This window comes from Zooshikella ganghwensis DSM 15267 (assembly GCF_000428585.1).
GTDB lineage: Bacteria > Pseudomonadota > Gammaproteobacteria > Pseudomonadales > Zooshikellaceae > Zooshikella > Zooshikella ganghwensis.
In genome coordinates this window covers 1-23,958 of sequence record NZ_AUAF01000031.1, presented here as the reverse complement: position 1 = coordinate 23,958, position 23,958 = coordinate 1, and the positions used below count along the sequence as shown (strand labels likewise).

21 protein-coding genes are annotated in these 23,958 nt (G+C 44.7%); 11 read left to right on the top strand and 10 right to left on the bottom strand.

Going from position 1 to position 23,958, the window contains the following annotated elements; translation table 11 throughout:
• The 7 genes from lptB to mgtE all read left to right on the top strand — a co-directional run bounded on the left by lptB (position 1) and on the right by mgtE (position 6,298).
• Positions 1-726 carry an LPS export ABC transporter ATP-binding protein gene (gene lptB, locus F607_RS0109295; RefSeq protein WP_027707876.1) on the top strand — a complete coding sequence of 242 codons (726 nt, stop codon included), beginning with the start codon at positions 1-3 and terminating at the stop codon, positions 724-726.
• Between the two features lie 189 nt (positions 727-915).
• Positions 916-2,469, top strand: a complete 1,554-nt coding sequence (locus tag F607_RS0109290) for an RNA polymerase factor sigma-54 (RefSeq protein ID WP_027707875.1) — start codon at positions 916-918, stop codon at positions 2,467-2,469.
• A gap of 123 nt (positions 2,470-2,592) precedes the next feature.
• Positions 2,593-2,901: a ribosome hibernation-promoting factor, HPF/YfiA family gene (hpf, locus tag F607_RS0109285; RefSeq protein WP_027707874.1), complete on the top strand. Its 309-nt coding sequence runs from the start codon at positions 2,593-2,595 to the stop codon at positions 2,899-2,901.
• A complete protein-coding gene (gene ptsN / locus F607_RS0109280) occupies positions 2,870-3,391 on the top strand; it encodes a PTS IIA-like nitrogen regulatory protein PtsN (RefSeq protein WP_230400382.1) in 522 nt (173 codons plus the stop codon). Before hpf ends, ptsN begins: the two co-directional genes overlap by 32 nt.
• Positions 3,392-3,573: 182 nt before the next feature.
• Positions 3,574-4,422 (top strand): RNase adapter RapZ, encoded by an 849-nt coding sequence (gene rapZ / locus F607_RS0109275; protein ID WP_027707872.1) that lies wholly within the window; start codon positions 3,574-3,576, stop codon positions 4,420-4,422.
• A gap of 27 nt (positions 4,423-4,449) precedes the next feature.
• Positions 4,450-4,719 carry an HPr family phosphocarrier protein gene (locus F607_RS0109270; protein ID WP_027707871.1) on the top strand — a complete coding sequence of 90 codons (270 nt, stop codon included), beginning with the start codon at positions 4,450-4,452 and terminating at the stop codon, positions 4,717-4,719.
• Between the two features lie 223 nt (positions 4,720-4,942).
• Positions 4,943-6,298, top strand: a complete 1,356-nt coding sequence (gene mgtE, locus F607_RS0109265) for a magnesium transporter (RefSeq protein ID WP_027707870.1) — start codon at positions 4,943-4,945, stop codon at positions 6,296-6,298.
• 52 nt (positions 6,299-6,350) lie between these two features.
• On the opposite strand, the gene pmbA is transcribed toward mgtE, so the two are convergent.
• Entirely contained in the window at positions 6,351-7,709 is a 1,359-nt protein-coding gene (gene pmbA / locus F607_RS0109260; protein WP_038290807.1) for a metalloprotease PmbA, read from the bottom strand.
• Between the two features lie 154 nt (positions 7,710-7,863).
• Here pmbA and yjgA point away from each other — a divergent pair, with 154 nt between their 5' ends.
• On the top strand, positions 7,864-8,397 hold the full coding sequence (gene yjgA, locus F607_RS0109255) for a ribosome biogenesis factor YjgA (protein WP_230400381.1): 534 nt from the start codon (positions 7,864-7,866) through the stop codon (positions 8,395-8,397).
• Positions 8,398-8,439: 42 nt separating this feature from the next.
• On the opposite strand, the gene tldD is transcribed toward yjgA, so the two are convergent.
• The 8 genes from tldD to F607_RS0109215 all read right to left on the bottom strand — a co-directional run bounded on the left by tldD (position 8,440) and on the right by F607_RS0109215 (position 19,824).
• A complete protein-coding gene (gene tldD / locus F607_RS0109250; protein ID WP_027707867.1) occupies positions 8,440-9,882 on the bottom strand; it encodes a metalloprotease TldD in 1,443 nt (480 codons plus the stop codon).
• Positions 9,883-9,896: 14 nt separating this feature from the next.
• On the bottom strand, positions 9,897-10,739 hold the full coding sequence (locus F607_RS0109245; protein ID WP_027707866.1) for a carbon-nitrogen hydrolase family protein: 843 nt from the start codon (positions 10,737-10,739) through the stop codon (positions 9,897-9,899).
• Positions 10,736-14,710 carry a YhdP family protein gene (locus F607_RS0109240; RefSeq protein WP_027707865.1) on the bottom strand — a complete coding sequence of 1,325 codons (3,975 nt, stop codon included), beginning with the start codon at positions 14,708-14,710 and terminating at the stop codon, positions 10,736-10,738. The genes F607_RS0109245 and F607_RS0109240 overlap by 4 nt, the downstream gene beginning before the upstream one ends.
• Before the next feature lie 75 nt (positions 14,711-14,785).
• The gene (gene rng, locus F607_RS0109235) at positions 14,786-16,276 is read right to left on the bottom strand and encodes a ribonuclease G (RefSeq protein ID WP_027707864.1); all 1,491 of its coding nucleotides are present in this window, start codon (positions 16,274-16,276) and stop codon (positions 14,786-14,788) included.
• On the bottom strand, positions 16,269-16,904 hold the full coding sequence (locus tag F607_RS0109230; RefSeq protein ID WP_038290805.1) for a Maf family protein: 636 nt from the start codon (positions 16,902-16,904) through the stop codon (positions 16,269-16,271). Before F607_RS0109230 ends, rng begins: the two co-directional genes overlap by 8 nt.
• Positions 16,905-17,239: 335 nt before the next feature.
• Positions 17,240-17,728, bottom strand: coding sequence for a rod shape-determining protein MreD (gene mreD, locus F607_RS0109225; protein WP_027707862.1), 489 nt, complete (start codon positions 17,726-17,728; stop codon positions 17,240-17,242).
• Positions 17,709-18,590, bottom strand: coding sequence for a rod shape-determining protein MreC (gene mreC, locus F607_RS28930; protein WP_211233620.1), 882 nt, complete (start codon positions 18,588-18,590; stop codon positions 17,709-17,711). The genes mreD and mreC overlap by 20 nt, the downstream gene beginning before the upstream one ends.
• A 196-nt stretch (positions 18,591-18,786) precedes the next feature.
• Complete coding sequence (locus F607_RS0109215; protein WP_027707861.1) at positions 18,787-19,824, bottom strand: rod shape-determining protein; 1,038 nt, start codon at positions 19,822-19,824, stop codon at positions 18,787-18,789.
• A 242-nt stretch (positions 19,825-20,066) separates the two neighbouring features.
• On the opposite strand from F607_RS0109215, the gene gatC reads away from it, so the two are divergent.
• The 3 genes from gatC to gatB all read left to right on the top strand — a co-directional run bounded on the left by gatC (position 20,067) and on the right by gatB (position 23,504).
• The gene (gene gatC, locus F607_RS0109210) at positions 20,067-20,354 is read left to right on the top strand and encodes an Asp-tRNA(Asn)/Glu-tRNA(Gln) amidotransferase subunit GatC (RefSeq protein ID WP_027707860.1); all 288 of its coding nucleotides are present in this window, start codon (positions 20,067-20,069) and stop codon (positions 20,352-20,354) included.
• A gap of 220 nt (positions 20,355-20,574) precedes the next feature.
• Complete coding sequence (gene gatA, locus F607_RS0109205; protein ID WP_027707859.1) at positions 20,575-22,029, top strand: Asp-tRNA(Asn)/Glu-tRNA(Gln) amidotransferase subunit GatA; 1,455 nt, start codon at positions 20,575-20,577, stop codon at positions 22,027-22,029.
• A gap of 32 nt (positions 22,030-22,061) precedes the next feature.
• Positions 22,062-23,504 carry an Asp-tRNA(Asn)/Glu-tRNA(Gln) amidotransferase subunit GatB gene (gene gatB / locus F607_RS0109200; RefSeq protein ID WP_027707858.1) on the top strand — a complete coding sequence of 481 codons (1,443 nt, stop codon included), beginning with the start codon at positions 22,062-22,064 and terminating at the stop codon, positions 23,502-23,504.
• A gap of 218 nt (positions 23,505-23,722) precedes the next feature.
• On the opposite strand, the gene F607_RS0109195 is transcribed toward gatB, so the two are convergent.
• Positions 23,723-23,958, bottom strand: a 236-nt coding sequence (locus tag F607_RS0109195; RefSeq protein WP_027707857.1) for a transposase, incomplete at its 5' end; no start/stop codon positions are given.

The following is a 23,958-nucleotide window of genomic DNA, read 5'->3' as shown; positions in this document are numbered from 1 at the left end:
ATGCCCGTTCTACAAGCCACAAACCTGGCCAAAAGCTATAAAGGTCGTCAAGTTGTCAAAGAAGTCTCACTCCATATCGAAAGTGGTCAAATTGTTGGTCTACTTGGTCCAAATGGTGCGGGAAAAACAACCACTTTTTATATGATTGTTGGCTTGGTTCGATCAGATCATGGTCAAGTGCAAATAGATGAACACAATATTACACATCTACCCATGCATGGCAGGGCACGTGCAGGAATTGGTTATTTACCACAAGAAGCGTCTATCTTCCGCAAGCTGACCGTCAGCGAAAATATAATGGGTATTTTGGAAACCCGTAAAGACTTAAATCGTCAACAACGAGAAGAAAAACTTAACCATCTGCTTGAAGAGTTTAATGTCACTCACCTCAGAAATAGTATGGGTATGAGCTTATCAGGTGGTGAGCGTCGACGAGTTGAAATTGCTCGTGCACTGGCGACTGAACCCTCTTTCATTCTACTGGATGAACCTTTTGCTGGGGTTGACCCCATCTCAGTAAATGATATAAAAATGATAGTCACTCACTTAAAAGAAAGAGGCATAGGTGTACTGATTACGGATCACAATGTTCGAGAAACACTTGATATTTGTGAGTTAGCCTACATAGTAAGTGAAGGACAAATAATCGCTCAAGGTACAGCGAGTGATGTAATGGCCAACCAAAAAGTCAAGGATGTTTATCTTGGACATCAATTCAAAATCTAAGACAAGTAGCCTGGTCGCGCATATAATGTGTTAATGTATGAGATGCGGCCACTCATCATTATCACTCACTATTTACTGAATAATTAATGTGGCAGCATTATTTCACCACAACGACAGGTAATGTTAGTGGCATACTAATAGATAAACTTTAGCATTTGCTTTGTTGCAGTGTAGGTAAATCAACTAACTATGAAGCCATCCCTAGTTTTAAAAATGGGCCAACAGCTGACAATGACCCCCCAGCTGCAACAGGCCATTAAACTACTTCAGTTGTCTACGCTTGACTTGCAACAAGAAATTCAGCAAGCCCTAGACTCAAACCCTTTGCTAGAACTTATTGAAGATACCTCTGATACTGGCTCAAATAGCGAGTCCAGTGACTCTTCTGATGAACATCAGAATGAGCTTACTCAACAAGCTTCCTCAAACTCCAGTAGTGACGACAACAGCACTGATACAGCCAACAACTCTTCCCAAGATCAAGAAAACGAAAGCAGTGATTCACTCTATGAAGACCAATGGGCTGAGCAAATCCCTTCCGAACTATCGGTAGATACTGCCTGGGAGGATGTGTATGACTCATTACCTCCTTCGACTGGAAACTCATCGTCCGGCTCCGACGAAGACTTTGACTATACCGCTAGAAACAGTACAGCAGAAACTATTCAGTCGCACTTACATTGGCAGCTTAACCTTACCCCCTTAAGTGATAACGACCGACTTATTGCAATAGCAATCATTGATGCTGTGGATGAAAGCGGCTATTTAACCTGTAGCCTTGAGGATATTCATGAAAGCTTTGATCCAGAGTTAGAAATTGACCTGGACGAAGTGGTTGTTGTACACAGATTATTAAAGCAGTTTGACCCGGTTGGTGTTGCCGCGCGTGATTTAAAAGAGTGCCTGTTAACTCAGTTGACGCAACTCAGTGCAGACACACCTTTTCTGGAAGAAGCAAAGCTAATTACCCAAAAGTATCTCCATTTATTAGGCAATCACGACTACAATCAACTTATGCGAAAAGCAAAGTTGAAAGAAGAGCAGTTAAAGCAAGCGATTTTGCTAATACAAAGTTTAAATCCACGGCCTGGCTCTGTTATTCAAGACGAGAACTCTGAATATATTGTTCCCGACGTTATTGTCCAAAAAAGAAGTGACCGTTGGACTGTAGAGCTAAATACGGATGCCACTCCCCGTCTTCGCATCAATGCCAGCTACGCTTCATTAGTGAAGCGTGCAGATAGTAGCTCTGATAATACCTACATTAAAAATCACCTCCAGGAAGCCCGCTGGTTCATTAAAAGCTTACAGAGCCGTAATGAAACATTAATGCGTGTAGCCAGCTGTATTGTTGAGCATCAAAAAGGCTTTTTAGAGTATGGTGAAGAAGCCATGAAGCCTTTAGTGCTTCATGACATTGCTGAAGCGGTTGGTATGCATGAGTCAACCATTTCAAGAGTAACTACTCAAAAATATATGCACACCCCTCGTGGTATATTCGAACTGAAGTATTTTTTCTCCAGCCATGTTAGTACATCATCGGGTGGAGAGTGCTCATCAACAGCAATCCGAGCCATCATAAAAAAATTGATTGCAGCGGAAAATGCGCGAAAACCTTTATCAGATAGTAAAATAGCCAAGCTTCTGGAAGAACAAGGAATAAAAGTGGCAAGACGAACTATCGCCAAGTACCGAGAATCACTTTCTATTCCACCTTCTAACGAGCGAAAACGGTTGGTGTAAAAAAGTGTTACAGGGTGACAAACACCCCAGTTAGCCCCTTTTCAAGGAGGGGAGTGTGGAGTCAGTAGTAGTACACAGTTTCTACTGATAGACTGTAAATCGGATCACCTAGGAGATCGATGCATGCAAATAAACATTAGTGGTCACCACGTTGATATTACCGATCCGCTGCGCCAATATGTCATCAATAAATTTGAGCGTTTGGAGCGGCACTTTGATAACATTACCAATGTGCAAGTCACTTTAAGTGTCGAAAAACTTCGACAAAAAGCTGAGACCACTTTACATACACGAGGTGCAGATATTCGCGCTGAAGCGGAATCTGAGGACATGTATGCAGCGATTGACATGCTTGTCGATCGGTTGGATCGTCAACTTCTAAAACACAAAGAGAAAAACCTTGACCGTTTACAGGGCGCAGGAGCCCGTTAAACTGGCGATTGCTGGAGACTGTAAAAACGCAATGAAACTCGAACAGATTCTTGCCCCGGAGTGCACCGCTTGTGATGTTGAGGGTGGCAGCAAAAAAAGAACGTTAGAGCAAATTGCAGATATCCTGGCCGGATTCCGGCCAGGCATAGGTGCTAGCGAACTTTTTGATAGTCTTATTACCCGAGAGCGATTAGGCAGCACTGGATTTGGCAAAGGTATTGCCCTGCCCCACTGCCGATTAACTAACTGTGATAAACCCATGGCAGCCTTACTAAAACTGCGAGAACCTATTGAGTTTGATGCTATGGATAATCACCCTGTTGACCTAATTTTTGCACTTGTAGTCCCTGAAGAAGCCACCTCAGAGCATTTGGCGATTTTGCAACTTGTTGCCGAACGATTTGAAAATGCCAGCTTCAGAAACCGGTTACGTAATGCTCAAAGCAACCATGAGCTTTTTGAGCTTGCTATTGCTCCTCTTCCCAATTAACAAGCCACACACAACCAACTTATTTTAGCGTTTCGTCTTTATTTACACTAAATGACGGACTTCATTGTAGCTTGGCTACAACAAGAAGCTGTCATTTTGGTGTACACTATACTTGCTGTGTAATAATAATATGGCGCAATTAACTAAAGCCGACTCACTACCAGGGTACAGATTAAAGTCGTATGAAACTTGTTATCATTAGCGGTCGATCAGGTTCAGGCAAAAGTACGGGACTACATGTTCTTGAAGATCAAGGCTTTTTCTGTATTGATAATTTACCCCTGGTTTTACTTCCCGATTTAGCGAAAGAGCTGCAAAAGGCGTATTTAGACCGAGTAGCTGTAAGTATTGATGCTCGAAATATACGACAAGAGCTATCACGCTTTCCGGAAATAATTAACCGAATTAAGCAGCAGCAAGTTGATGCAGAAGTTATTTATCTTGATGCTGATGATGAAGAGCTATTAAAGCGATTCAGTGAGACTCGGCGAAAACATCCCTTAAGCAGCCATAACTGTTCATTGGCTGAAGCACTTAAAGCTGAGCAACAGGTTTTAGACCCTATCTCTAACCTGGCTGATCTCACAATGGATACTACCGGACTTACCCTGCATGATTTACGGGATATATTTAATAAACGGGTAGCCAGTAAACAAGACAATAGTATTGCCCTTTTATTTGAGTCCTTTGGCTTTAAAAAAGGTGCCCCTAACGATGCAGACTATATTTTTGATGTACGCTGCTTACCCAATCCTTATTGGGTGAATCATTTACGACAGTACACGGGTAAAGATCAACCCATTAAAGAGTTTTTAATGGCTGAACCTCAAGTTGAAGTGATGTTTGAGGATATTTATAAGTTTATTGAGAAATGGTTACCTAGCTTTGAAGCCTGCAATCGAAGTTACCTTACTGTTGCCATAGGCTGCACTGGCGGGCATCACCGCTCGGTCTATTTAGCTGAACGGCTTGCATCTTCTTTTCAAGCTAAGTACCGTAACGTCCAAGTTAGACATCGAGAACTTCCTTAATTAAACGTTAAGACTTCAGCCGTCACCATGATAGAAGAGCAACTCATCATCATAAATAAGCTAGGGCTTCATGCCCGTGCTGCTGCAAAGTTTGTAACAACGGCTGCAGCCTTTGGCAGTACAATTCGTGTTGGTAAAGCAGGTAAAATGGTAGACGGCAAAAGCATTATGTCTGTAATGATGCTAGCAGCCAGCCAAGGTACAACACTTGATGTCCTTATTGAAGGCAAAGATGAAGAGCAGGCATTTATTGCACTTAAGGCATTGGTTGATAACTATTTTGAAGAAGGCGAGTAGTTACCACCAAGTCAGCCTCTGCTTTTGCCTCTTGCCAATCTTAACAAACTACTAAGACTACCCAAAAACAAGCAAAAACACACTTAACGGTGCCTATTCCAACCTCTACATACTCTGATTTAGCAAAACAAATCAAGAAGATACTTTGGCCTATAGCAAATTTTCGTTAGAATTTGCGCTCTTATGCTTCCTGTAACTTCTGTACTGCCCAACAGGGGGGGTTATGGCTCAACAACAAAGCAGCATTTCCGATACCCAAATCCAGGTCTTAAATGAGGCACTGGAACAAGGGGTATCCCCCCAAGTATCAATGATGCTGAACAGCCTAACCTCAGCGGACATTGCTCACCTACTGGAATCCTCCCCCCCCAAAGTAAGAACGCTTATTTGGCAGCTGTTGGATAAAGAGCTTGCTGCAGAAGTGCTTCAAGAGCTTGGTGATGATCTGCGCCAATTTTATCTGGAGCAGATGAATGTTGATGAGGTGGCAGCCCTCACTGAAAATATTGATACCGATGATCTGGCAGATATGCTGCAACTGCTGCCAGATACTATTACCCGACAAGTGTTGGCATCCATGGATGCCCAAGACCGTCATCGTGTAGAGCAGGTTTTATCTTATCCAGAAGATACTGCTGGCGGCTTGATGAATACGGATATGATTACTGTCCGTCCCAGTAATACACTGGATGTTGTATTTCGCTATTTGCGCCGCCATCCTGAACTACCAGAAATGACCGATGCTTTACTGGTCGTTAATCGTCGTGATGAATTTATTGGTGTATTGCCCATCAGCAAAATGTTGACAACTCACCCCTCTATCAGTGTACGAGAAGTCATGCAGACCGATATCCAGGCTATTCCCGCCAGCATGTCAGCCAACCAAGTAGCACTGTTATTTGAGCGCCAAGACTTAGTTTCAGCCCCGGTAATAGATGAAGAAGGCAAGCTGGTGGGCCGTATCACCGTTGATGATGTGGTTGATGTCATCCGTGAAGAAGGTGAGCACTCATTGATGAGTATGGCAGGCCTGGATGAAGATGCCGATACCTTTGCTCCAGTGATGAAAACAGCCCGTAGCCGAGCAATCTGGTTAGGGATTAACTTATTAACAGCGTTTATAGCCTCAGCAGTTATTGGCATGTTTCAGGACACCATCGACAAAGTCGTCGCCCTCGCAGTGCTTATGCCGATTGTCGCCAGCATGGGGGGTATTGCAGGAAGCCAAACGCTCACTCTGGTCATTCGTGCGATGGCGCTTGGCCAAATTGGTCAATCCAATGTGCGCTGGCTGTTATCACGGGAGTGTATTGTTGGTTTCCTGAATGGTTGTCTTTGGGCCATAGTCGTCTCCATAGCAGCGATGCTATGGTTTAAAGACCCCATCATTTCTCTTGTGATTGCACTAGCAATGGTCGCAAATTTATTAGTGGCAGCCATTGCAGGTGCTGCGCTTCCCCTATTGTTAAAAGCAATGCGTATTGATCCTGCATTAGCCGGAAGCGTAATACTAACCACAGTCACAGATGTTGTAGGCTTTGTTGCTTTTCTTGGATTAGCCTCATACTTTTTCGCATGAGGCTAGCACCAGAGGAACTTAATAATTAATGTAACTTAAAAGGTAATGATGATTAGTGTCCAGCCACAGTCATTTGCTCAACCAGCAACGAACCGGTTTTAACATTACTTCGCCAGTCAATATCACTGCCAATAGCAACCAGGTTTCTAAACATATCTTTTAAGTTGCTAGCAATCGTAACCTCTGACACCGGAAACTGGATTTTGCCATTTTCAACCCAGAAGCCCGCAGCACCGCGAGAGTAGTCCCCTGTAACGGTATTAACACCATGCCCCATTAGCTCTGTAACTAACAGCCCTCGATCCATTTTTTTCAGCAAATCCTCAAAAGAGTGGTTATTGGGTTCAATGAAAAGATTATGAACTCCACCCGCATTTGCTGTACTCTGCATTTTCAACTTACGGGCAGAATACGTACTTAAGATATAACTTTGCAGCACCCCATCTGCTACAAAATCTTTTGCATAAGTCGCTACCCCATCATTATCAAACGCTGCACTTCCTATGGCACCCTTTAAGTGTGGCTGCTCATGAATGCGTACATTATCAGGAAAAATCTGTTGACCAAGGCTATTTAACAAAAATGATGCTTCGCGATACTGACTAGAACCTGTTACAGCAGAAAGAAAATGCCCCAGTAAACTACTCGCCAGCTCCGCCGAAAAAAGCACAGGCACTTGACAGGTTTCCACTTTACGTGATCCCAAGCGGGCTGCTGTACGCTCAGCGGCTTTAATACCTACCTGCTCAGCAGCTTGCAGGTCATTGCTATTCCGGGCAATGGTATACCAATAGTCACGCTGCATTTCATTCTGCTGCTGGGCAATCATAACGCAGCTGATACTGTGGCGGCTGGATAAATAGCTACCCAAAAAGCCATTGGAGTTGCCATACAACCGGCAGCCCTGATGACTAGCAACTGTTGAGCCTTCTGAGTTACTGATAAGCTCACTTTGTTGAAAGGCTGCAGCTTCTGTCGTTTTGGCCAACTCCACGGCTTGCTCTGGGTTGATACCCCAGGGATGATACAAGTCCAGATCAGGGACTTGCTGCGCCATTTGCTCAGGATCAGCCAACCCCGCACAGTTATCCTCTGATGTATATCGAGCAATATTCACTGCTGCAGCAACAGTATCCTCGATCGCTTGGGATGAGCTATCTGACGTACTGGCTGACCCTTTTCGCTGCCCGATATACACTGTAATGCCAAAGCCTCGATCACAGTTGAACTCTACCGTTTCGACCTCGCCCTTACGGACACTGGCAGATAAGCCGGTATCCAAGCTAACACCGACTTCAGCTGCTGTGGCACCTTGTCGTTTCGCTTCAGCTAGAATTTGTTCAACCAGGCTTTCCAGCTGTTTTTGCTCGACCTTAGGATCGATTGAGTGAGAATGTTGTTGCACAGTCATAAATATATTTAAACTTGTTAGTGTTAAACAGGCTGAGTCAAGTGATCCAGGCTCGTGATTATACCCTTCGTATTGGGTATATGAATCAAGTAGTGTTAACTAAGATGATTCAGGCTACAATTGCGCCATACTGTAACAAAGATTCCTTAGCAGAATGATGACTGACGAAGCCTTACCTGAAGAATTTGACGACTATAAAAGTAAATCCCAGCTCAAGCGTGAAATGCATTCTTTGCTGGCGTTAGGCCAGCGCTTACTAGAGCTAAAACCAGATATTCTTAACCAACTTCCACTAAACGACAGGTTACGCCAAGCCCTGGAAGAAGGTAAACGCATTAAAAGCTTTAATGCCCAAAAACGCCACCTGCAGTTTATTGGCAAGCTGATGCGTGACCAAGATACTGAAGCAATTATTGCAACATTAGACCGCCTTGACAGTACCAGCGAAGAATCTGCACGGCGCTTTCACTTGCTGGAACGCTGGCGTGACCGGTTAATTGACGAGTCTACTAGCCAAGAATCCCTGAATGAATTAATGGCACAGTGCCCTGAAGTTGAAGTTCAACATGTAAGACAGCTGATCCGACAGGCTCACAAAGAAGCGGCAAACAATAAGCCGCCCAGTGCTAGCCGTAAACTCTTTCGTTACCTGCGGGAGCTGGACCTGCAGCAGAACTTTTTAGGTTAAAACCATAGTCCTGCGCTATAGGTATAACTCATAAACAGGGGCTTATGCCCCTGTGCCTCCCACAGTTATTTCTGCAATTTTTAGGGTTGGCTGCCCAACACCTACTGGTACTGACTGGCCTTCTTTACCACACACACCTATACCAGGATCAAGTGATAAATCATTACCTACCATCGTGATGTTGTTCATTACATCAGGGCCATTGCCAATTAAAGTAGCACCCTTCACTGGCCGTGTAATTTTTCCATTTTCGATTAAATAAGCTTCACTGGTCGAAAATACAAACTTGCCTGAGGTAATATCAACCTGCCCACCACCAAGCTGCGCGGCGTAAATACCTCTATCAACTGAAGCAATTATTTCTTCTGGGTCATGTTCACCCGGCAGCATATAAGTGTTAGTCATACGCGGCATAGGCAAGTGAGAGTAAGACTCCCGACGTCCATTACCCGTTGCTTTCATACCCATCAGACGAGCATTTTGCTTATCTTGCATGTAATTTTTCAGAATACCTTTTTCAATCAATACCGTACACTCGGTTGGCACCCCTTCATCATCCATATTCAGCGACCCTCGCCGCCCTGGTAATGTGCCATCATCAACCACTGTGCAGAGAGAAGAGGTAACTTGCTCACCAATTCGACCGGAATATGCAGAGCTACCTTTACGGTTAAAATCCCCCTCCAAGCCATGGCCTACAGCCTCATGGAGCAATACACCAGACCAGCCAGGTCCCAGCACCACAGGCATAGCACCTGCTGGAGAAGGCTCTGCTTCAAGGTTGACCAGCGCCTGACGCACAGCTTCACGCACGTAATCTTGAGCACGATTTTCTTTGATAAATAGCTGGTAATCCGTGCGCCCTCCACCACCAGCAGATCCTCGCTCACGACGCCCATCCTGCTCTACAATCACAGAAATATTTAAACGCACCAATGGCCTTACATCACCTGCTAAAGTACCATCACTCGCAGCGACTAAGACTGTTTCATAGCCTCCCGCTAAACTAACCGTCACCTGTTTTACTCTTGGATCCAGTTGTCGTGCTTGCTGATCCATATCTTTTAGCAGTGTTACCTTATCCTGCTGTGTCATCACATTAAGAGGATTACTGGCAGGATACAGTGCTAACGGGCGTGAACGCTGCCAAGCCTGTACTGACTGAGTTTGCCCTCGTACTGCAATCGACCGAGCCGCTTCTGCTGCCTGATTTAATGCGGGAAGAATGATTTCATTGGAATAAGCAAAGCCAGTTTTCTCACCGCTCATGGCGCGCACACCTACTCCACGATCAACATTGAAGCTGCCCTCTTTAACGATGCCATCGTCTAAAACCCAAGACTCAAAACGCGAGTTTTGAAAATATAAGTCTGCTGCATCAATCTGATGACCCAACATGCCATCAATAATATTGGCAACATGATTTTCTGTGAGCTCAGCAGGCATCAACAGTTGTTCTTTTGCAGAGAGTAATAAATCAGTCATAAATAATAAGAAACCTATTTCTTGATCACAGCCAGTTCATAAGGACATCGATGCGATAATGAAGGCATCTGATCACGAATTTGTTTGACTTTTTGTAAATCAATATCAGCCAGAATAACGGCTTCACCTTTTGTGGTAGAAGCAATTGCTTGTCCCCAAGGATCGACAATCATTGAGTGACCATGGGTTTCACGCTTATCCCCATGCATACCTGTCTGATTGGCGGCAATCACATAACTAAAATTTTCAATCGCGCGAGCTTTTACTAATGTTTCCCAGTGCGCAGCACCTGTAACTGCCGTAAACGCAGACGGAATACAAAAAATATCGACGTGCTGCTCAGCCAGCTTCCTGAATATTTCTGGAAAACGTAAATCGTAGCAAATGACGGGTGCTACTCGACCAAACGGGGTATCAATAACGACAAGATGTTTACCTGGCAGGAACTCCTTTGACTCCCGATACGACCCTTTGCTGTCATCCACATTGACATCAAATAAGTGGATTTTATCATAACGCGCGACTTCGTCTCCCTGATCATTATAGACAAAACAGCTGGCCAAGCAGCGATCATCTGTTTGCCCCTCTGGAAAATAAGGAATAGAGCCTGCTACCAGCCAGATTTTATGAGTTTTTGCCTGCTCCGCTAAAAAAGATCGAATAGGCCCTTCATTAGTTTGCTCCCCCTGCCCTATGGCTAGCATATCAGATGCAGCAAACGCAGCGAAACACTCTGGCAACACCACCAAACGAGCACCGAGTCGAGCGACCTGACTAATTAAGCGCTCAGAATGCGTTAAGTTCTCTGCGACATCCATACCAGAGTTCATTTGTACAGCAGCTACTTTATGTTTCATTTCTTCCCTTTATTCGTCTTTTGTGTGTCAGCACTGAATATTTTATCAAATGACACTTTTGGATCGGTCAGTGTTCCCGTCAAACGATAGCGCGCACTGGCAAACTGTTGGACGGTATTACCGAGTAGCTTATCAAATAAATAAATGGCACCGCCTACTTGGGGAGCACCCATCAGTACTGCAATAATGGGTAAATTGTCCGTCACTGGTAGGGTAACTACCAGAAAAGCATCAACCTTATTCGTAATAAAATTAAGTACTCCATCCATTTGAAAATCGGCTGAGGGTCCCTCGATGGTTACGGGCTTATCAAATGTCAGAATCCCTCCATTAAAACGCCCATAAACTTTGAACTTATCGAAACTCACACCAGAGGAAAATAAGTCAGAAAAATCTAAGCGTAAACGTCGAGCAATTGAATTAAAATTAAGAATACCCAGCAGTTTCAACGCATTGGCAGAACGCTCAGTTTCCACAAAACGACCATGCTCTATTTTACTATCCACTTTACCCGTGAGCGTTTTTAACTCAAAAGCCATTGGTGAGCCGGGCCAATTGACATCAATAGAAATTTTTGTTTTTTTACTGGTCAGTGTCGCTGCATACCCCCAGTTTTCGAGGACTTTGCCAATATCTTTAGCGCGCATCACACCTTTGTAAAACGAACGATGAAAACCTCGTTGATAATTCCACGACAAGTCCCCTGTAATGGAAAGCCCCTGCATATCCCCGACGATATTTTGTACCTGAAGCCCTTTTGGATTTGGACGAATATTCGCGGATAATGAGCCAATCTTTCGCTTGTCCAGTGTTAAATCATGTATTCGAAGGTTCATCGCAGGAATAGACTGCGGCTGTATTGTCGTATCCTGATTGCTTTTGGATGAGCTTACTTTTTTGTCCGCAAGACTTCGAATCACCGCTTTATCAACCCAGATATCCATAGGTTGAGCTTGAGTAAAAGGCATATTGACCTGCCCCTTTAAATCAGCACTATCCAGTAACACTCGCCAATGATCCCTCATCGTCAGCAGCGACACATTGATTTTGTTTAGCTGCTGTTCTGCTGCAATTAACTTATCTATCGCGAAGTTGCGAATAGTGACGGGTTTAATCGATGGCGTTCCCTCATTGTCAAAGCCAACCCATAGCTTTTGCCACTGACTAACATCAAGCACAGGTAACCAGCCCGCCACTTGAATCCCTCTGGGTATAGGCGAAATCAACCCACTGCGGCCCACCAGCAGATTGGCTGAGACTAAACCCTGTTTACCCAGTAATAGTGCTGCACTGAGTTGATTTTGAAGCATTCCCCTCAGCAGCAAAGGCTCTTGAAAAGCAATGCTCAACCGTAATAGGCGCTTCTCACTGGGAGATTTAGCAAAAGGAATAGGCAGGTTTAAGCCAACCCCCTGTAAATCCGTTTCAATGGTTAATTGTGGAGCCTGCTTCTGGGATGCATACACTTTTAGTTCAGCTGTAACATCAGTTTTGCCTTGTACCACTTGCTGAACAGGCTTCGGTGCACCCAACCAACTCATTAATGACTGGCTTTGTATAGGGCCTTGCAGCTGAATAGTTTGCACGGTTTGTTGCTTTTCTTTTTTCACCGCTAGCTTTGCAGCCAATGGACTACCTAAAAACTCTCCCCTTAAATCCTTCGCAACCATGCCCTGCCCAGCTTCATAGCGCAGAGCACCATTAATCTTGTCGAAGTGGATAGCCTGTTTAGGCAATTTTATTTGGCCATTTTTTACACCAATATCGACCGCCCCCGTTGGCTGTGCCTTTTCCTCAAGTGGTATGCTTAAACCTAGATTGACATCATAGTCACCCGCAACAGACCATGGCACATCAACCTCAGCTAACGCTTCAGCTATAGGGCTTTCATGAAGAAGCTTATTTGCATCACTGCCCACCAACTTTGCATTACCAGTTAAATTCAGCACTAGCGGTTGGTTATCTTCCAACGCGGTAAAATCTGCAGTTACCTGCAAACCATCAATTTTGCTATTGGTGTATATCCCCCCCTCTTCGACCTCAACATTCAAGTGATCACTACTGACATGCACCAGTGCTTTCAAGCCGTTAGCCACTGGCCATGCAGGGTCATACTGCAAGGTTCCCTGGCTAATCTTAAAAAACAAACCAAAATTGCTGGCAGAATCTAAATCCTCAGGGTCAAGAGATCCGTTATAAACAAATGCGCCTGACTCAATATCTGCCCGCTTAATACTTTGATCAAGCCAGGCGACCAGTTCTTCAGATATCCCTCCTCGTGCTGGCAAATACTGACCAGTGTACTGGGCATCGCCATCTGTCACGCCAACCGTTAAAGCCACTTGTGCAGGTCTATCATCAAAGGGAAACTGGAGCCTAAATTGCCCTTTAAAATGCCCATCATCCCCTGACAAGGCTACGTCATGGGTATAAAGTTCATACTGGTTATCAAAAATACGCCACTCTAAACGCCCCGCCGCCTGATCGTAGTACCAGGTCCTACGAAACAGGTTTTCCATACCCAAACTAAAGCGTTTAGTGTCCAGCAAAATCACGCCCTGGGCGGGTGTGATCAATGTATAACCTGAAATACCTGAGCCAGAAGGGGCATTCTCCCATGCATCAACACCTACTTGATCTAAGCGTGCACTGGCAACAAAAGCGGATGTGTTAGCGGGTTGCCAGTCCAACCACACCTGTCGTAATTTCCCTACCGGATTTAGCGTACTCAACAACTGGTGTGCTTCTTTGGGCAGCCATTGGGTGGAAAGTGTTATATTCTTCAGCGCAGCCAAATCAATTTCGGAAAGTGCCAAAGTAATTTGTGGTGTCTTAGTCAGGGTTTGATTAGAGCGATTAACAGAATCAGGCTGACTGCTTTGTGTTGTTGCTGTGAGCTGAGCAACATCTCTTTGAGTAGTAGGCGGTTTAAGTCGTGTAACTTCGGTTAGCTGGCTGTCTGCTGATATATATGGCAGCGTTAACAGCGGTTGATTATTTACCGCAAGTGCTAAATCTTTAGCACGCCACTGCCACTGTTGACTGGAAGACCACTGTAGCTGGCTATTGTTAATCTTGAAATGCTGGATGACAGGCAGTTGGTAGTCAGCCCAACGGCCCTTGACCTCAGTCAGATCAAGCTTACTATGTGCATTTAACTGTTGCCCATTCCACGTTATCCATAGCTTCCCATTAAGCTGTTCTACATTCATTTGAACAGACTCAGGAAGAAACATAGCAAACCAGGGCGTTAGGTGAATACCCTCAACATCGAGCATGGCGGACAGTATAGTTTTTTGCCAGGTCTTCCCCCATTGACTTATTTTGGCTGCAATCGATATCTGTCCAGAAGGTTGATCTGCATGACTATCCCGAACAGAGCCAGTCACATGAATCCCCTGACGGGTATTTTCAAATGTCAGCTGAACGTCGCTCAGCGCTTGAGTTGTGCCTTGTAAAGGCTCAAATAAAACAGTGCTGTCCAGTAGATGCAGGCGATTTTGCTGTAAAATAAGCTTCGAAATCAGGCTAAAGTCACTTTCCCCAGTGCGAGTGTCCTGAAAGCCTCGCAAGCGCCACTGCTTTGCACTGTATTCCTGTAGCTGGACATTGGCACCATTCACTTCCAGCTGCTCAAACACTAACGACCCCGCCAAAATGGAGCCTAACGTATCAAAGGATAGGATGATTTGCTTTGCAGACAGTGCATTTTGCTGGGGGGCTTGTGGGCTTTTAACCACAACATCAGTCGCAACCAATGCTGGATTAAACCCTTGCCAACTCCCCGCTAACTGCCCAATTGACACCTCAGCACTAAAGTACTCTGTCAGTGTCTGAGCCAATTCTTCACGGTAGTCTGATAAGTGTGGCAGAAGAAAACGCCCGAGGCTGACATAAAGTGCTACAAGCACAACCAAAGTGACTGCAAGCCACCAAACAATTCGAGAAAACCAACGGGTAATCCAAAGCATTTAGCTATCCAAAACACCAAGCCTATATCCCAAACGAAGGCTCGTTAGGGAATATAAAATTACACGCAACTTGCTTTATACCAAGACAACATCAAATTGTTCTTGGGTATACATAGGTTCAACCTGAATACGTATATTTTTTTCAATAAATTCTTCCAGGTCAGCGACATTACCAGAGTCTTCCTCCAGTAGGCGATCCACCACAGTTTGTGCCGCCAATACTAAGTAGGTATCGCTATCATAAGCCCTTGCTTCTCTAAGGATCTCCCGAAATATTTCATAACAAACGGTTTCTGGAGTTTTCAATGAACCGCGTCCCTGGCAAGTTGGACAAGGCTCGCACAGCACATTTTCCAGACTTTCACGCGTCCGTTTACGGGTCATTTCCACTAAACCTAACTCGGAAACCCCTGTAATATTGGTTTTCGCATGATCACGCTCAAGGTTTTTTTCCAGCATACGAAAGACTTGTCGTTTATGCTCCTCATCTTCCATATCAATAAAATCGATGATGATAATGCCACCAAGATTGCGCAAACGGAGCTGACGGGCTATTGCTGTGGCTGCTTCTAAATTCGTTTTAAAAATAGTCTCTTCCAGATTACGATGACCAACAAAAGCCCCTGTATTTACATCAATAGTCGTCATCGCTTCAGTCTGATCAAGAATCAGATGGCCGCCAGATTTAAGTGGAACCTTTCGGCTGAGCGCACGTTGTATTTCATCCTCAACACTGTATAAATCAAAAATGGGACGCTCGCCAGGATAGTATTCAACACGATCTTCAATTTGCGGGATTAATTTCTTAACAAATTTAAGTACCTTTAAGTAGGTTTCTTTAGAGTCAATACGAACCTTTTCAATGATAGGCTCAACCAGATCTCTTAAAGTACGCAAATAAAGAGGAAGATCTTCATAAACTGCAACAGGTGCTTTAATGGAAGCAATACTTTCTGAAATTGAATCCCACAAGCGGTGCAAGAAAAAAATATCATTTAGTATTTCCGCTTCACCGACACCTTCAGCCGCCGTTCTAAGAATAAAGCCGCCTTTATCTTGAAGCCCATGCTCCTCAAGGAGCGTTTCCACCATCACCTTTAACCGCTCACGCTCCTGCTGATCTTCAATACGTAACGAGATACCAACATGGTTGGTGTGAGGCATAAACACAAGATAACGAGCAGGAATAGAAATATGAGTTGTCAGTCGAGCACCTTTGGTTCCCAGAGGATCTTTGGTAACCTGAACCACTATGGATTGACCTTCATGGACTAAATAACTGATGTGAGGTTCAGTGTCATTGCTTGAGGAAGATTCAGTCTCCTTCGCATCATTATTTTTAGGAATAATCTCACTGGCGTGTATAAACGCAGCGCGCTCTAAGCCAATATCGACAAACGCTGCCTGCATCCCTGGCAATACCCTGACTACTTTGCCTTTATAAATATTACCAACAATACCACGACGTTGAGTGCGTTCGATGTACACCTCTTGCAGTACACCGTTTTCTACCACAGCCACCCGCGACTCCATGGGTGTGATATTCATCAGTATTTCTTCACTCATCTGCACGCTCTAGTTGTTTTCTCCAAGATGAAAGCCCTGTGGGTACACCCATTAACTGGAGTAACTCAGCCGTTTCAGCCAAGGGCAGTCCCATCACTCCAGAATAACTGCCCGCTAAATGTTGCACAAAAACTGCACCTAGCCCTTGTATAGCATAGGCACCAGCTTTATCTAAAGGTTCACCACTCTCTATGTAAGCTTGTACCTCTGCCTCTGTCAGCGCACGAAAAGTAACATTGCTGATGCTCAAGCGGGTTTCCAGCTGGTTGCTAGATTGCACGGCAACTGCCGTTATAACTTGATGCGTGCGATTGGCCAAACGCATCAGCATTGCCTGCGCATCTGCTGTACTTTTGGGCTTCCCCATAATACAGCCATCGACAATGACACTGGTATCTGCCGCTAAAACAAAAGGGCTATTCGCACTGTTAACTACGGCATTCGCCTTAGCCTGCAATGTGTGCCACCCAGCATCTGCTTTTTCCTTTGCCATCCTCAGCACATAGGCCTCTCCAACTTCACCAGCATAGGGAGATTCATCAATTGCAGCTGAAATAACCACATACTTAACACCAATCTGCTTTAACAGTTCCTGGCGCCTTGGCGACTGAGAAGCGAGGTAAATCATCAATGCCTCTTTGTGCTAGCACAAACAAAATCCACAAGGGACTACACGAGTGGTATAAGACTAACCAATATAAAATAAGATCGCTCTAGCTAATTCATCGCATCTCACTAATTCAGCACATACCGTGGCAGTAAACAACTAACCCCGCTCAAAAAAGGGCCAATACTGAGGTAGTACGCTAATAGACTATAGATTTAACGCGAAAGTAGCGGAAAGAACAACTAGCAATGTCCCCTTAGGCAATACTAAATGTACCGTATAACTAGCCTTAGCAATGCTAACCCTAGCGTTGCAAGCTGTTTGCTAAGAGGACATAGTCACAGCAAAAAATATACTTAGGACACTTTGTAGCGCCTTCTAATATCTCGAAGAATAATAAATAACCAGGGCCACAATACGGCACTCACCACAGCAGGCATCATAAACAACAAATTAGGCGGCATACGACCGACAACCGATCGCGCCCATAAACTAATCAACTGATAAATACCCACTAGTACCAGAATAAAAAGCGACTGCTGCAATAAAGGAAAAACCCGAATCCGGCGATGCAAACGTAATGCAACATACGCCACAACCACCATACCCAATGCATTTTGTCCTAACAGCACGCCTTGCATAACATCAAGCAAGATACCCAGTGTCCAAGCGGTGAAAATGCCCATACGCTCTGGCAGGGCCATTCCCCAATAAATGACAACCATTGCTAACCACTCAGGTCGTCCAATGGCTAGCCAGGAAGGCATCGGCAGTAAACACAACACATAGGCCATAAATAACGTGACCCAAATTATCCAAGAGCGATTAGCTTTCTGCAGCGTCACGTTGGTCTTCCTGTATAATCTCATCAGTCAACGCTTGTGTTTGATGATGGGTAAACACCAACAACACATGTCGACTACGATCTAACTTAGCGGCAGGTCTTACTTTAATTACAGCAAAGGGTTTACCTGGATCATGGACAACTGAAATAACTTCCCCCACCGGATAACCCACCGGAAATTTTTGTCCCAACCCCGAACTCACCAGAATATCACCTTGACGAATGTCGGTAGTATCCGGCACATGCCTTAGTTCCAGCTCATCCAGCTTACCTGTTCCCACTGCAATAGCACGAACCCCATTACGATTAACCTGAACAGGAATACTGTGGTGAGTATCAGTAATCAGCATAATACGACTGCTAAATGGGCTGACAGTAATAACCTGCCCCATTAGCCCCTTAGCATCCAGTAGCGGCTGGCCCACATAGACACCATCCAGTGAACCTTTATTGACAATAATCTGGTGGGTGTAAGGGTTAGGGTCAATCCCCATTAACTCAGCAATAAGTACTTTTTCATCAATGGAGCGAGATGAGTTTAGTAACTCACGTAAACGAATATTTTGTGCCGTCAGCGCTGCCAGTTTTTGCAGCTTTCGTTCTAGTATTAAATTTTTGGCTTCCAGGCGAGCATTTTCTTCCAGTAACTCAGCCCGCGTTTGTAGTGCATTATCCGCCATGCCCCACATTCGCGCAGGAATGTCAGCCACCCACTGAATAGGCGTCACAATCACTGTTAACCATGCACGTACAGTGTCCAAATAATTATATTTGTGATCAACGATCATTGATGCTACAGAAAGCACAACACACAAAAACAGTCGTGTAGCCAAAGACCGCTGTTTAGCAAATAACGACTTAATAGAAAGACCTCTTATATGTCACAAAAAAATAACAAATAAAGCCCAATACCGCATCAGAAGGTATTGGGCAATTCATTTACAGAGATGTGTGGAAGCCAGATATGTTCATCAGCCCCACTCAAGCATGCAGCTATATTTTAGTGTTAACAGGCCCTAGCACTATATATCCCAATGATGAAGGGGAATAGCTTACAAGCTAATCAGTGGATAGCAAATCAATTGCATGTTTATCCATGATTTCAAGCGCTCGACCACCACCGCGGGCAACACAGGTCAGTGGGTCTTCTGCCACTACCACAGGTAAACCTGTTTCTTCGCTAAGCAGCTGGTCAAAACCACGGAGTAATGCACCACCACCTGTGAGTACCATACCACGCTCTGCAATATCGGATGCCAGCTCAGGAGGTGACTGCTCAAGCGCACTTTTAACAGATTGCACAATAGCAGACAGGGATTCTTGCAGCGCTTCAAGGATTTCATTGCTGTTTAAGGTGAAGCTACGGGGCACACCTTCGGCAAGATTACGACCACGGACATCTATTTCACGTAATTCTTCTGTTGGGTAAGCACAAGCGATTTCTTGTTTAATTCGTTCCGCGGTGGCATCACCGATAAGACTGCCATAGTTACGACGCACATAAGTGACAATGGCTTCATCAAAGCGATCCCCCCCAACTCGAACTGACTCAGAGTAAACAATACCGCTTAATGAAATAATTGCGATTTCCGTGGTACCACCACCAATATCCACCACCATAGAACCACGAGCTTCTTCTACCGGAAGACCGGCACCAATAGCTGCCGCCATCGGCTCTTCAATCAAGTATACTTCGCGTGCTCCAGCACCTAAGGCCGACTCACGAATTGCTCGACGTTCGACTTGGGTAGACTTGCAAGGCACACACACCAACACTCTGGGGCTAGGCTGAATAAAGCTATTCTCATGTACCTTATTAATAAAGTGCTGAAGCATTTTTTCAGTTACATTAAAGTCAGCAATAACCCCATCTTTAAGTGGCCGAATAGCCGTGATATTGCCGGGAGTCCGTCCAAGCATCCGTTTCGCGTCCATCCCCACGGCCGCAACACTCTTTTGGTTGCCATGATGGCGAATGGCCACCACTGAAGGTTCATTCAGTACAATACCTTTGTCGCGAACATAAATGAGGGTATTGGCGGTTCCCAGGTCTATCGACAGGTCACTGGAAAAAAATCCCCGTAATTTTTTTAGCATGCGTCGCTATCTTCCCAACAAAAAAACTAAAACCAATGCTGCCGAACTCTAACAACGGCAGCAAGTTTGAGCAAGTTCAATACACATTCATCGAGGTATAGACATTTTTCGGCTTGAGATTATGTATTAATACCCCTAAATTAAACTGCTTATTTTGTACTGTATCTGTATGCTTTTCACTTTAGCCTGCAGGTATAATTGTCTATGATAAGCAATTCTCAACCCAATTTGTGGAGATACTCATGGCGCTTGACCGCTCAGATGTGGAAGGTATTGCCCACTTGGCTCGCATCGCGATCAATGAACAAGACATTGAAAACACCACCGCTACCCTCAAAGACATTTTACACATGGTTGATCAAATGCAGGCTGTCAATACTGACAATATCGAGCCTTTAGCCCACCCGCTTGAACTTGTTCAGCGCTTGCGTAGTGATGAGGTTACTGAGACTAACCAGCGTGACCACTTTCAACAGCTGGCACCCCAAACCGAAAATGGGCTATACCTGGTGCCTAAAGTTATCGAGTAAAACGTTATCGAATAACCACACCAATACTATTTAACAATACCGCAAAGTATTTACCGCTACACCAAAGATAGATAAACCATCACTTTTTTGCATCTAGCTGTTACATACCCTATTTGTTGGGTAGCTCATAGAGTGAATTCGGCGCTGCCTAGCACTCAATGAGAAACTGTTCCAGACAGCTAATGATTAAAGGCTAATGGTTCAACAGGATATTGCTGCAATGCACGAACTGACAATCGCTGAGCTGGTTCATGGGCTGGCTGATAAAAAATTCTCCAGCGTAGAACTTACGCAACACTATATCTCCAGAATTAATCAACTTGACAAAAAATACAACAGTTTTATTACGGTTAACGAAGAAGACGCTTTGAATCAAGCCAAACAGGCAGATCAACTCAGAGCCAGTGGTCAAGCGAATCAATTTGCAGGTATCCCTATTGCCCATAAAGACATTTTCTGCACCAAGGGTATAAAAACAACCTGTGGCTCTAAAATGCTGGCTAACTTTATTGCGCCTTATGAGTCAACCGTCACCGAAAAGTTCAGTCAAGCCAACTTTATCACCCTGGGTAAAACCAACATGGATGAATTTGCCATGGGTTCATCCAATGAAACCAGCCATTTTGGCTCAGTCTGTAACCCTTGGGATATCAAACGTGTGCCCGGAGGCTCATCCGGTGGTTCTGCAGCAGCCGTAGCAGCCCAACTCACACCCGCAGCCACAGGCACAGATACCGGTGGATCTATTCGTCAACCTGCAGCGCTATGTGGTATCACTGGCATTAAACCAACTTATGGCCGTATCTCTCGCTGGGGAATGATTGCCTTTGCTTCTAGTTTAGATCAAGCAGGCCCAATGACGCGTTCTGCAGAAGATGCAGCACTCCTCCTAAATGTGATGTCAGGTTTTGATAGCAAGGATTCAACCTGTGTTGATCAGCCTGTACCTGACTATACCGAGTCACTTAGTCAGCCACTGACAGGTCTGACGATAGGGTTGCCAACAGAGTATTTTTCAGCGGGTATTGATAGTAATGTCAGCAAAGCCATTCATGCTGCACTTGATGTCTATCGCCAACTTGGCGCAACCATCAAAGAAGTCAGCCTGCCGCATACCGCTTTATCACTACCGGCCTACTACGTCATTGCTCCGGCTGAGGCTTCCTCCAACTTATCACGCTTTGACGGTGTTCGTTATGGTTATCGCTGCGAAGCGCCAAAAGATCTAGAAGACCTTTATAAACGTAGTCGTGGTGAAGGTTTTGGTGCTGAAGTTAAACGTCGTATTCTAGTCGGCACTTATGCGTTATCAGCTGGCTATTTCGATGCTTATTACATTAAAGCCCAAAAAATTCGTCGCTTGGTCAAACAGGACTTTACGAATGTATTTAATGACGTAGACGTCATTATGAGCCCAACAGCACCCACTACCGCCTTTAATATTGGCGAAAAAATGGATGACCCCGTTGCTATGTATGCCTCAGATATTAATACCATCGCAGTTAACCTGGCTGGTTTGCCTGCTATGTCAGTGCCAGCCGGTTTGGTGGATGGTTTACCCGTAGGCTTGCAAATCATTGGCAACTACTTTGCTGAAGCAAAACTACTGCAAGTTGCCCATCAATTCCAACAAGCCACCGATTGGCACCGCCAACGCCCTGCGGCACTTGACTAATCAACAAGGTAAACAACGAGGTTATAGCAATCATGCAATGGGAAGCGGTTATTGGGTTGGAAGTTCACGTACAACTTGCAACTAAGTCAAAAATTTTCTCAGGTGCCAGCACTGCTTTTGGTGCAGAGCCAAACACCCAGGCCTGTGCAGTGGATTTAGGCTTGCCTGGCGTATTGCCTGTACTGAACGCTGAAGCAGTTCGCATGGCCGTCATGTTCGGCTTGGGTATACATGCTCACATTAATCAAACCAATATATTTGCCCGTAAAAATTACTTTTATCCAGACCTGCCCAAAGGCTACCAAACCAGCCAAATGGATTTACCGATTGTGGGACAAGGCTATGTGGATATTCCTTTAGAAAGTGGTGAAATTAAACGCATTGGGGTGACTCGTGCTCACCTGGAAGAAGATGCAGGTAAGTCGCTCCATGAAGACTTTCATGGGATGACAGGTATCGACCTTAACCGCGCAGGTACACCACTGCTGGAAATAGTGTCAGAGCCAGACCTGCGTTCAGCAACAGAAGCCGTGGCTTATTTAAAGTATATTCATGGCCTGATTCGTTACTTAGGCATCTCAGATGGCAACATGGCTCAAGGTTCCATGCGCTGCGATGCCAACGTATCGATTCGCCCCAAAGGCGAAACCACCCTCGGTACCCGTGCCGAAATTAAAAACGTCAACTCATTTCGCTTTATTGAAAAAGCCATTAACTATGAAATAGAGCGACAAATTGATGTACTTGAGGCCGGTAATAAAGTTGTGCAGGAAACCCGCCTTTATGACTCCGAGCGTGATGAAACTCGCTCCATGCGGGGCAAAGAAGAGGCCAATGATTACCGCTACTTCCCTTGCCCTGACTTATTGCCCGTCATCATTACAGATGAAGACTTGAAGTCTATAAGAGATGGATTGCCTGAGTTGCCAGAACAAAAACGCCAACGCTTTATGGATGCGTTTAAACTCAGCGAGTATGACGCAACGATTTTGTCGGAAGAGCGAGAAACAGCAGAATATTTTGAGCAAGTGGCAACGCAGTGTGATGATGCCAAACTGGCAGCCAACTGGATGATGGGTGAATTAGCAGCAAGACTGAATAAAAATAACCTGGAGATTACAGAAAGCCCAGTACCTGCAGATCGCTTAGCCAAATTACTTAGCCGCTTAAAAGATCAAACCATTAATGGTAAAGGCGCTAAAACTGCATTTGAGGCATTATGGGAAGGTGCTGATGATGTTGATGCAGTGATCGAGGCTAAAGGATTAAAGCAAGTCACCGACACCAATGCCATTGCAGCTATTGTTGACGAGATTATTGCCCAGCATCCTGAACAAGTTGAGCAATATAAAGCAGCGGATGATGCCAAACGTAAGAAAATGATTGGCTTCTTTGTGGGGCAAGTTATGAAAGCCTCGAAAGGCAGTGCTAACCCAGGACAGGTAAATCAGCTTTTACAGCAAAAGTTGTCTTAATCGGTAAAGCGTTAATTTTCATCATGCATTAGAAGAGCATCCTGGTTCTTCTAATGCTGATGGTGCGGCCATCGAGTGACGAAGGCCCATGAACCTATATTAATAGGTGATTGGGGTGAGGAGTGAAGATAACAAAACCTAGAAATCATTCGTGAAGGGTATATAAGGAAATAGCACATTATGAGACCCTGTAAATATTTCTGTGTATCCGCCCAGTTTTAAATATAGGGTCTAAGTCGATCCTCAAACTCAATCATAAATCGATTTAACGCCGCTTTCCAATTTCGAATCGGCATTGTCCACTTTTTTGATGCATCCTGAATCGCTAAGAAAATAACTTTTCTTGCCGCATCATCCGTTGGAAACAATTTACGCTTTTTAATCGCTTTTCGGATGACGCTGTTGAGTGATTCAATGGCATTCGTTGTATAAATCGCTTTGCGTATGTCATCAG

Excerpts from the sequence above, each read along its gene's own strand:
- pmbA (WP_038290807.1), bottom strand. The coding sequence starts at position 7,709 with ATGACTGTGCAACAACATTCTCACTCAATCGATCCTAAGGTCGAGCAA.
- F607_RS0109240 (WP_027707865.1), bottom strand. The coding sequence starts at position 14,710 with ATGCTTTGGATTACCCGTTGGTTTTCTCGAATTGTTTGGTGGCTTGCA.
- mgtE (WP_027707870.1), top strand. The coding sequence starts at position 4,943 with ATGGCTCAACAACAAAGCAGCATTTCCGATACCCAAATCCAGGTCTTA.
- F607_RS0109270 (WP_027707871.1), top strand. The coding sequence starts at position 4,450 with ATGATAGAAGAGCAACTCATCATCATAAATAAGCTAGGGCTTCATGCC.
- gatC (WP_027707860.1), top strand. The coding sequence starts at position 20,067 with ATGGCGCTTGACCGCTCAGATGTGGAAGGTATTGCCCACTTGGCTCGC.
- rapZ (WP_027707872.1), top strand. The coding sequence starts at position 3,574 with ATGAAACTTGTTATCATTAGCGGTCGATCAGGTTCAGGCAAAAGTACG.
- tldD (WP_027707867.1), bottom strand. The coding sequence starts at position 9,882 with ATGACTGATTTATTACTCTCTGCAAAAGAACAACTGTTGATGCCTGCT.
- gatA (WP_027707859.1), top strand. The coding sequence starts at position 20,575 with ATGCACGAACTGACAATCGCTGAGCTGGTTCATGGGCTGGCTGATAAA.
- F607_RS0109215 (WP_027707861.1), bottom strand. The coding sequence starts at position 19,824 with ATGCTAAAAAAATTACGGGGATTTTTTTCCAGTGACCTGTCGATAGAC.
- rng (WP_027707864.1), bottom strand. The coding sequence starts at position 16,276 with ATGAGTGAAGAAATACTGATGAATATCACACCCATGGAGTCGCGGGTG.
- gatB (WP_027707858.1), top strand. The coding sequence starts at position 22,062 with ATGCAATGGGAAGCGGTTATTGGGTTGGAAGTTCACGTACAACTTGCA.
- yjgA (WP_230400381.1), top strand. The coding sequence starts at position 7,864 with ATGATGACTGACGAAGCCTTACCTGAAGAATTTGACGACTATAAAAGT.
- lptB (WP_027707876.1), top strand. The coding sequence starts at position 1 with ATGCCCGTTCTACAAGCCACAAACCTGGCCAAAAGCTATAAAGGTCGT.
- hpf (WP_027707874.1), top strand. The coding sequence starts at position 2,593 with ATGCAAATAAACATTAGTGGTCACCACGTTGATATTACCGATCCGCTG.
- F607_RS0109290 (WP_027707875.1), top strand. The coding sequence starts at position 916 with ATGAAGCCATCCCTAGTTTTAAAAATGGGCCAACAGCTGACAATGACC.
- F607_RS0109245 (WP_027707866.1), bottom strand. The coding sequence starts at position 10,739 with ATGAAACATAAAGTAGCTGCTGTACAAATGAACTCTGGTATGGATGTC.
- F607_RS0109230 (WP_038290805.1), bottom strand. The coding sequence starts at position 16,904 with ATGATTTACCTCGCTTCTCAGTCGCCAAGGCGCCAGGAACTGTTAAAG.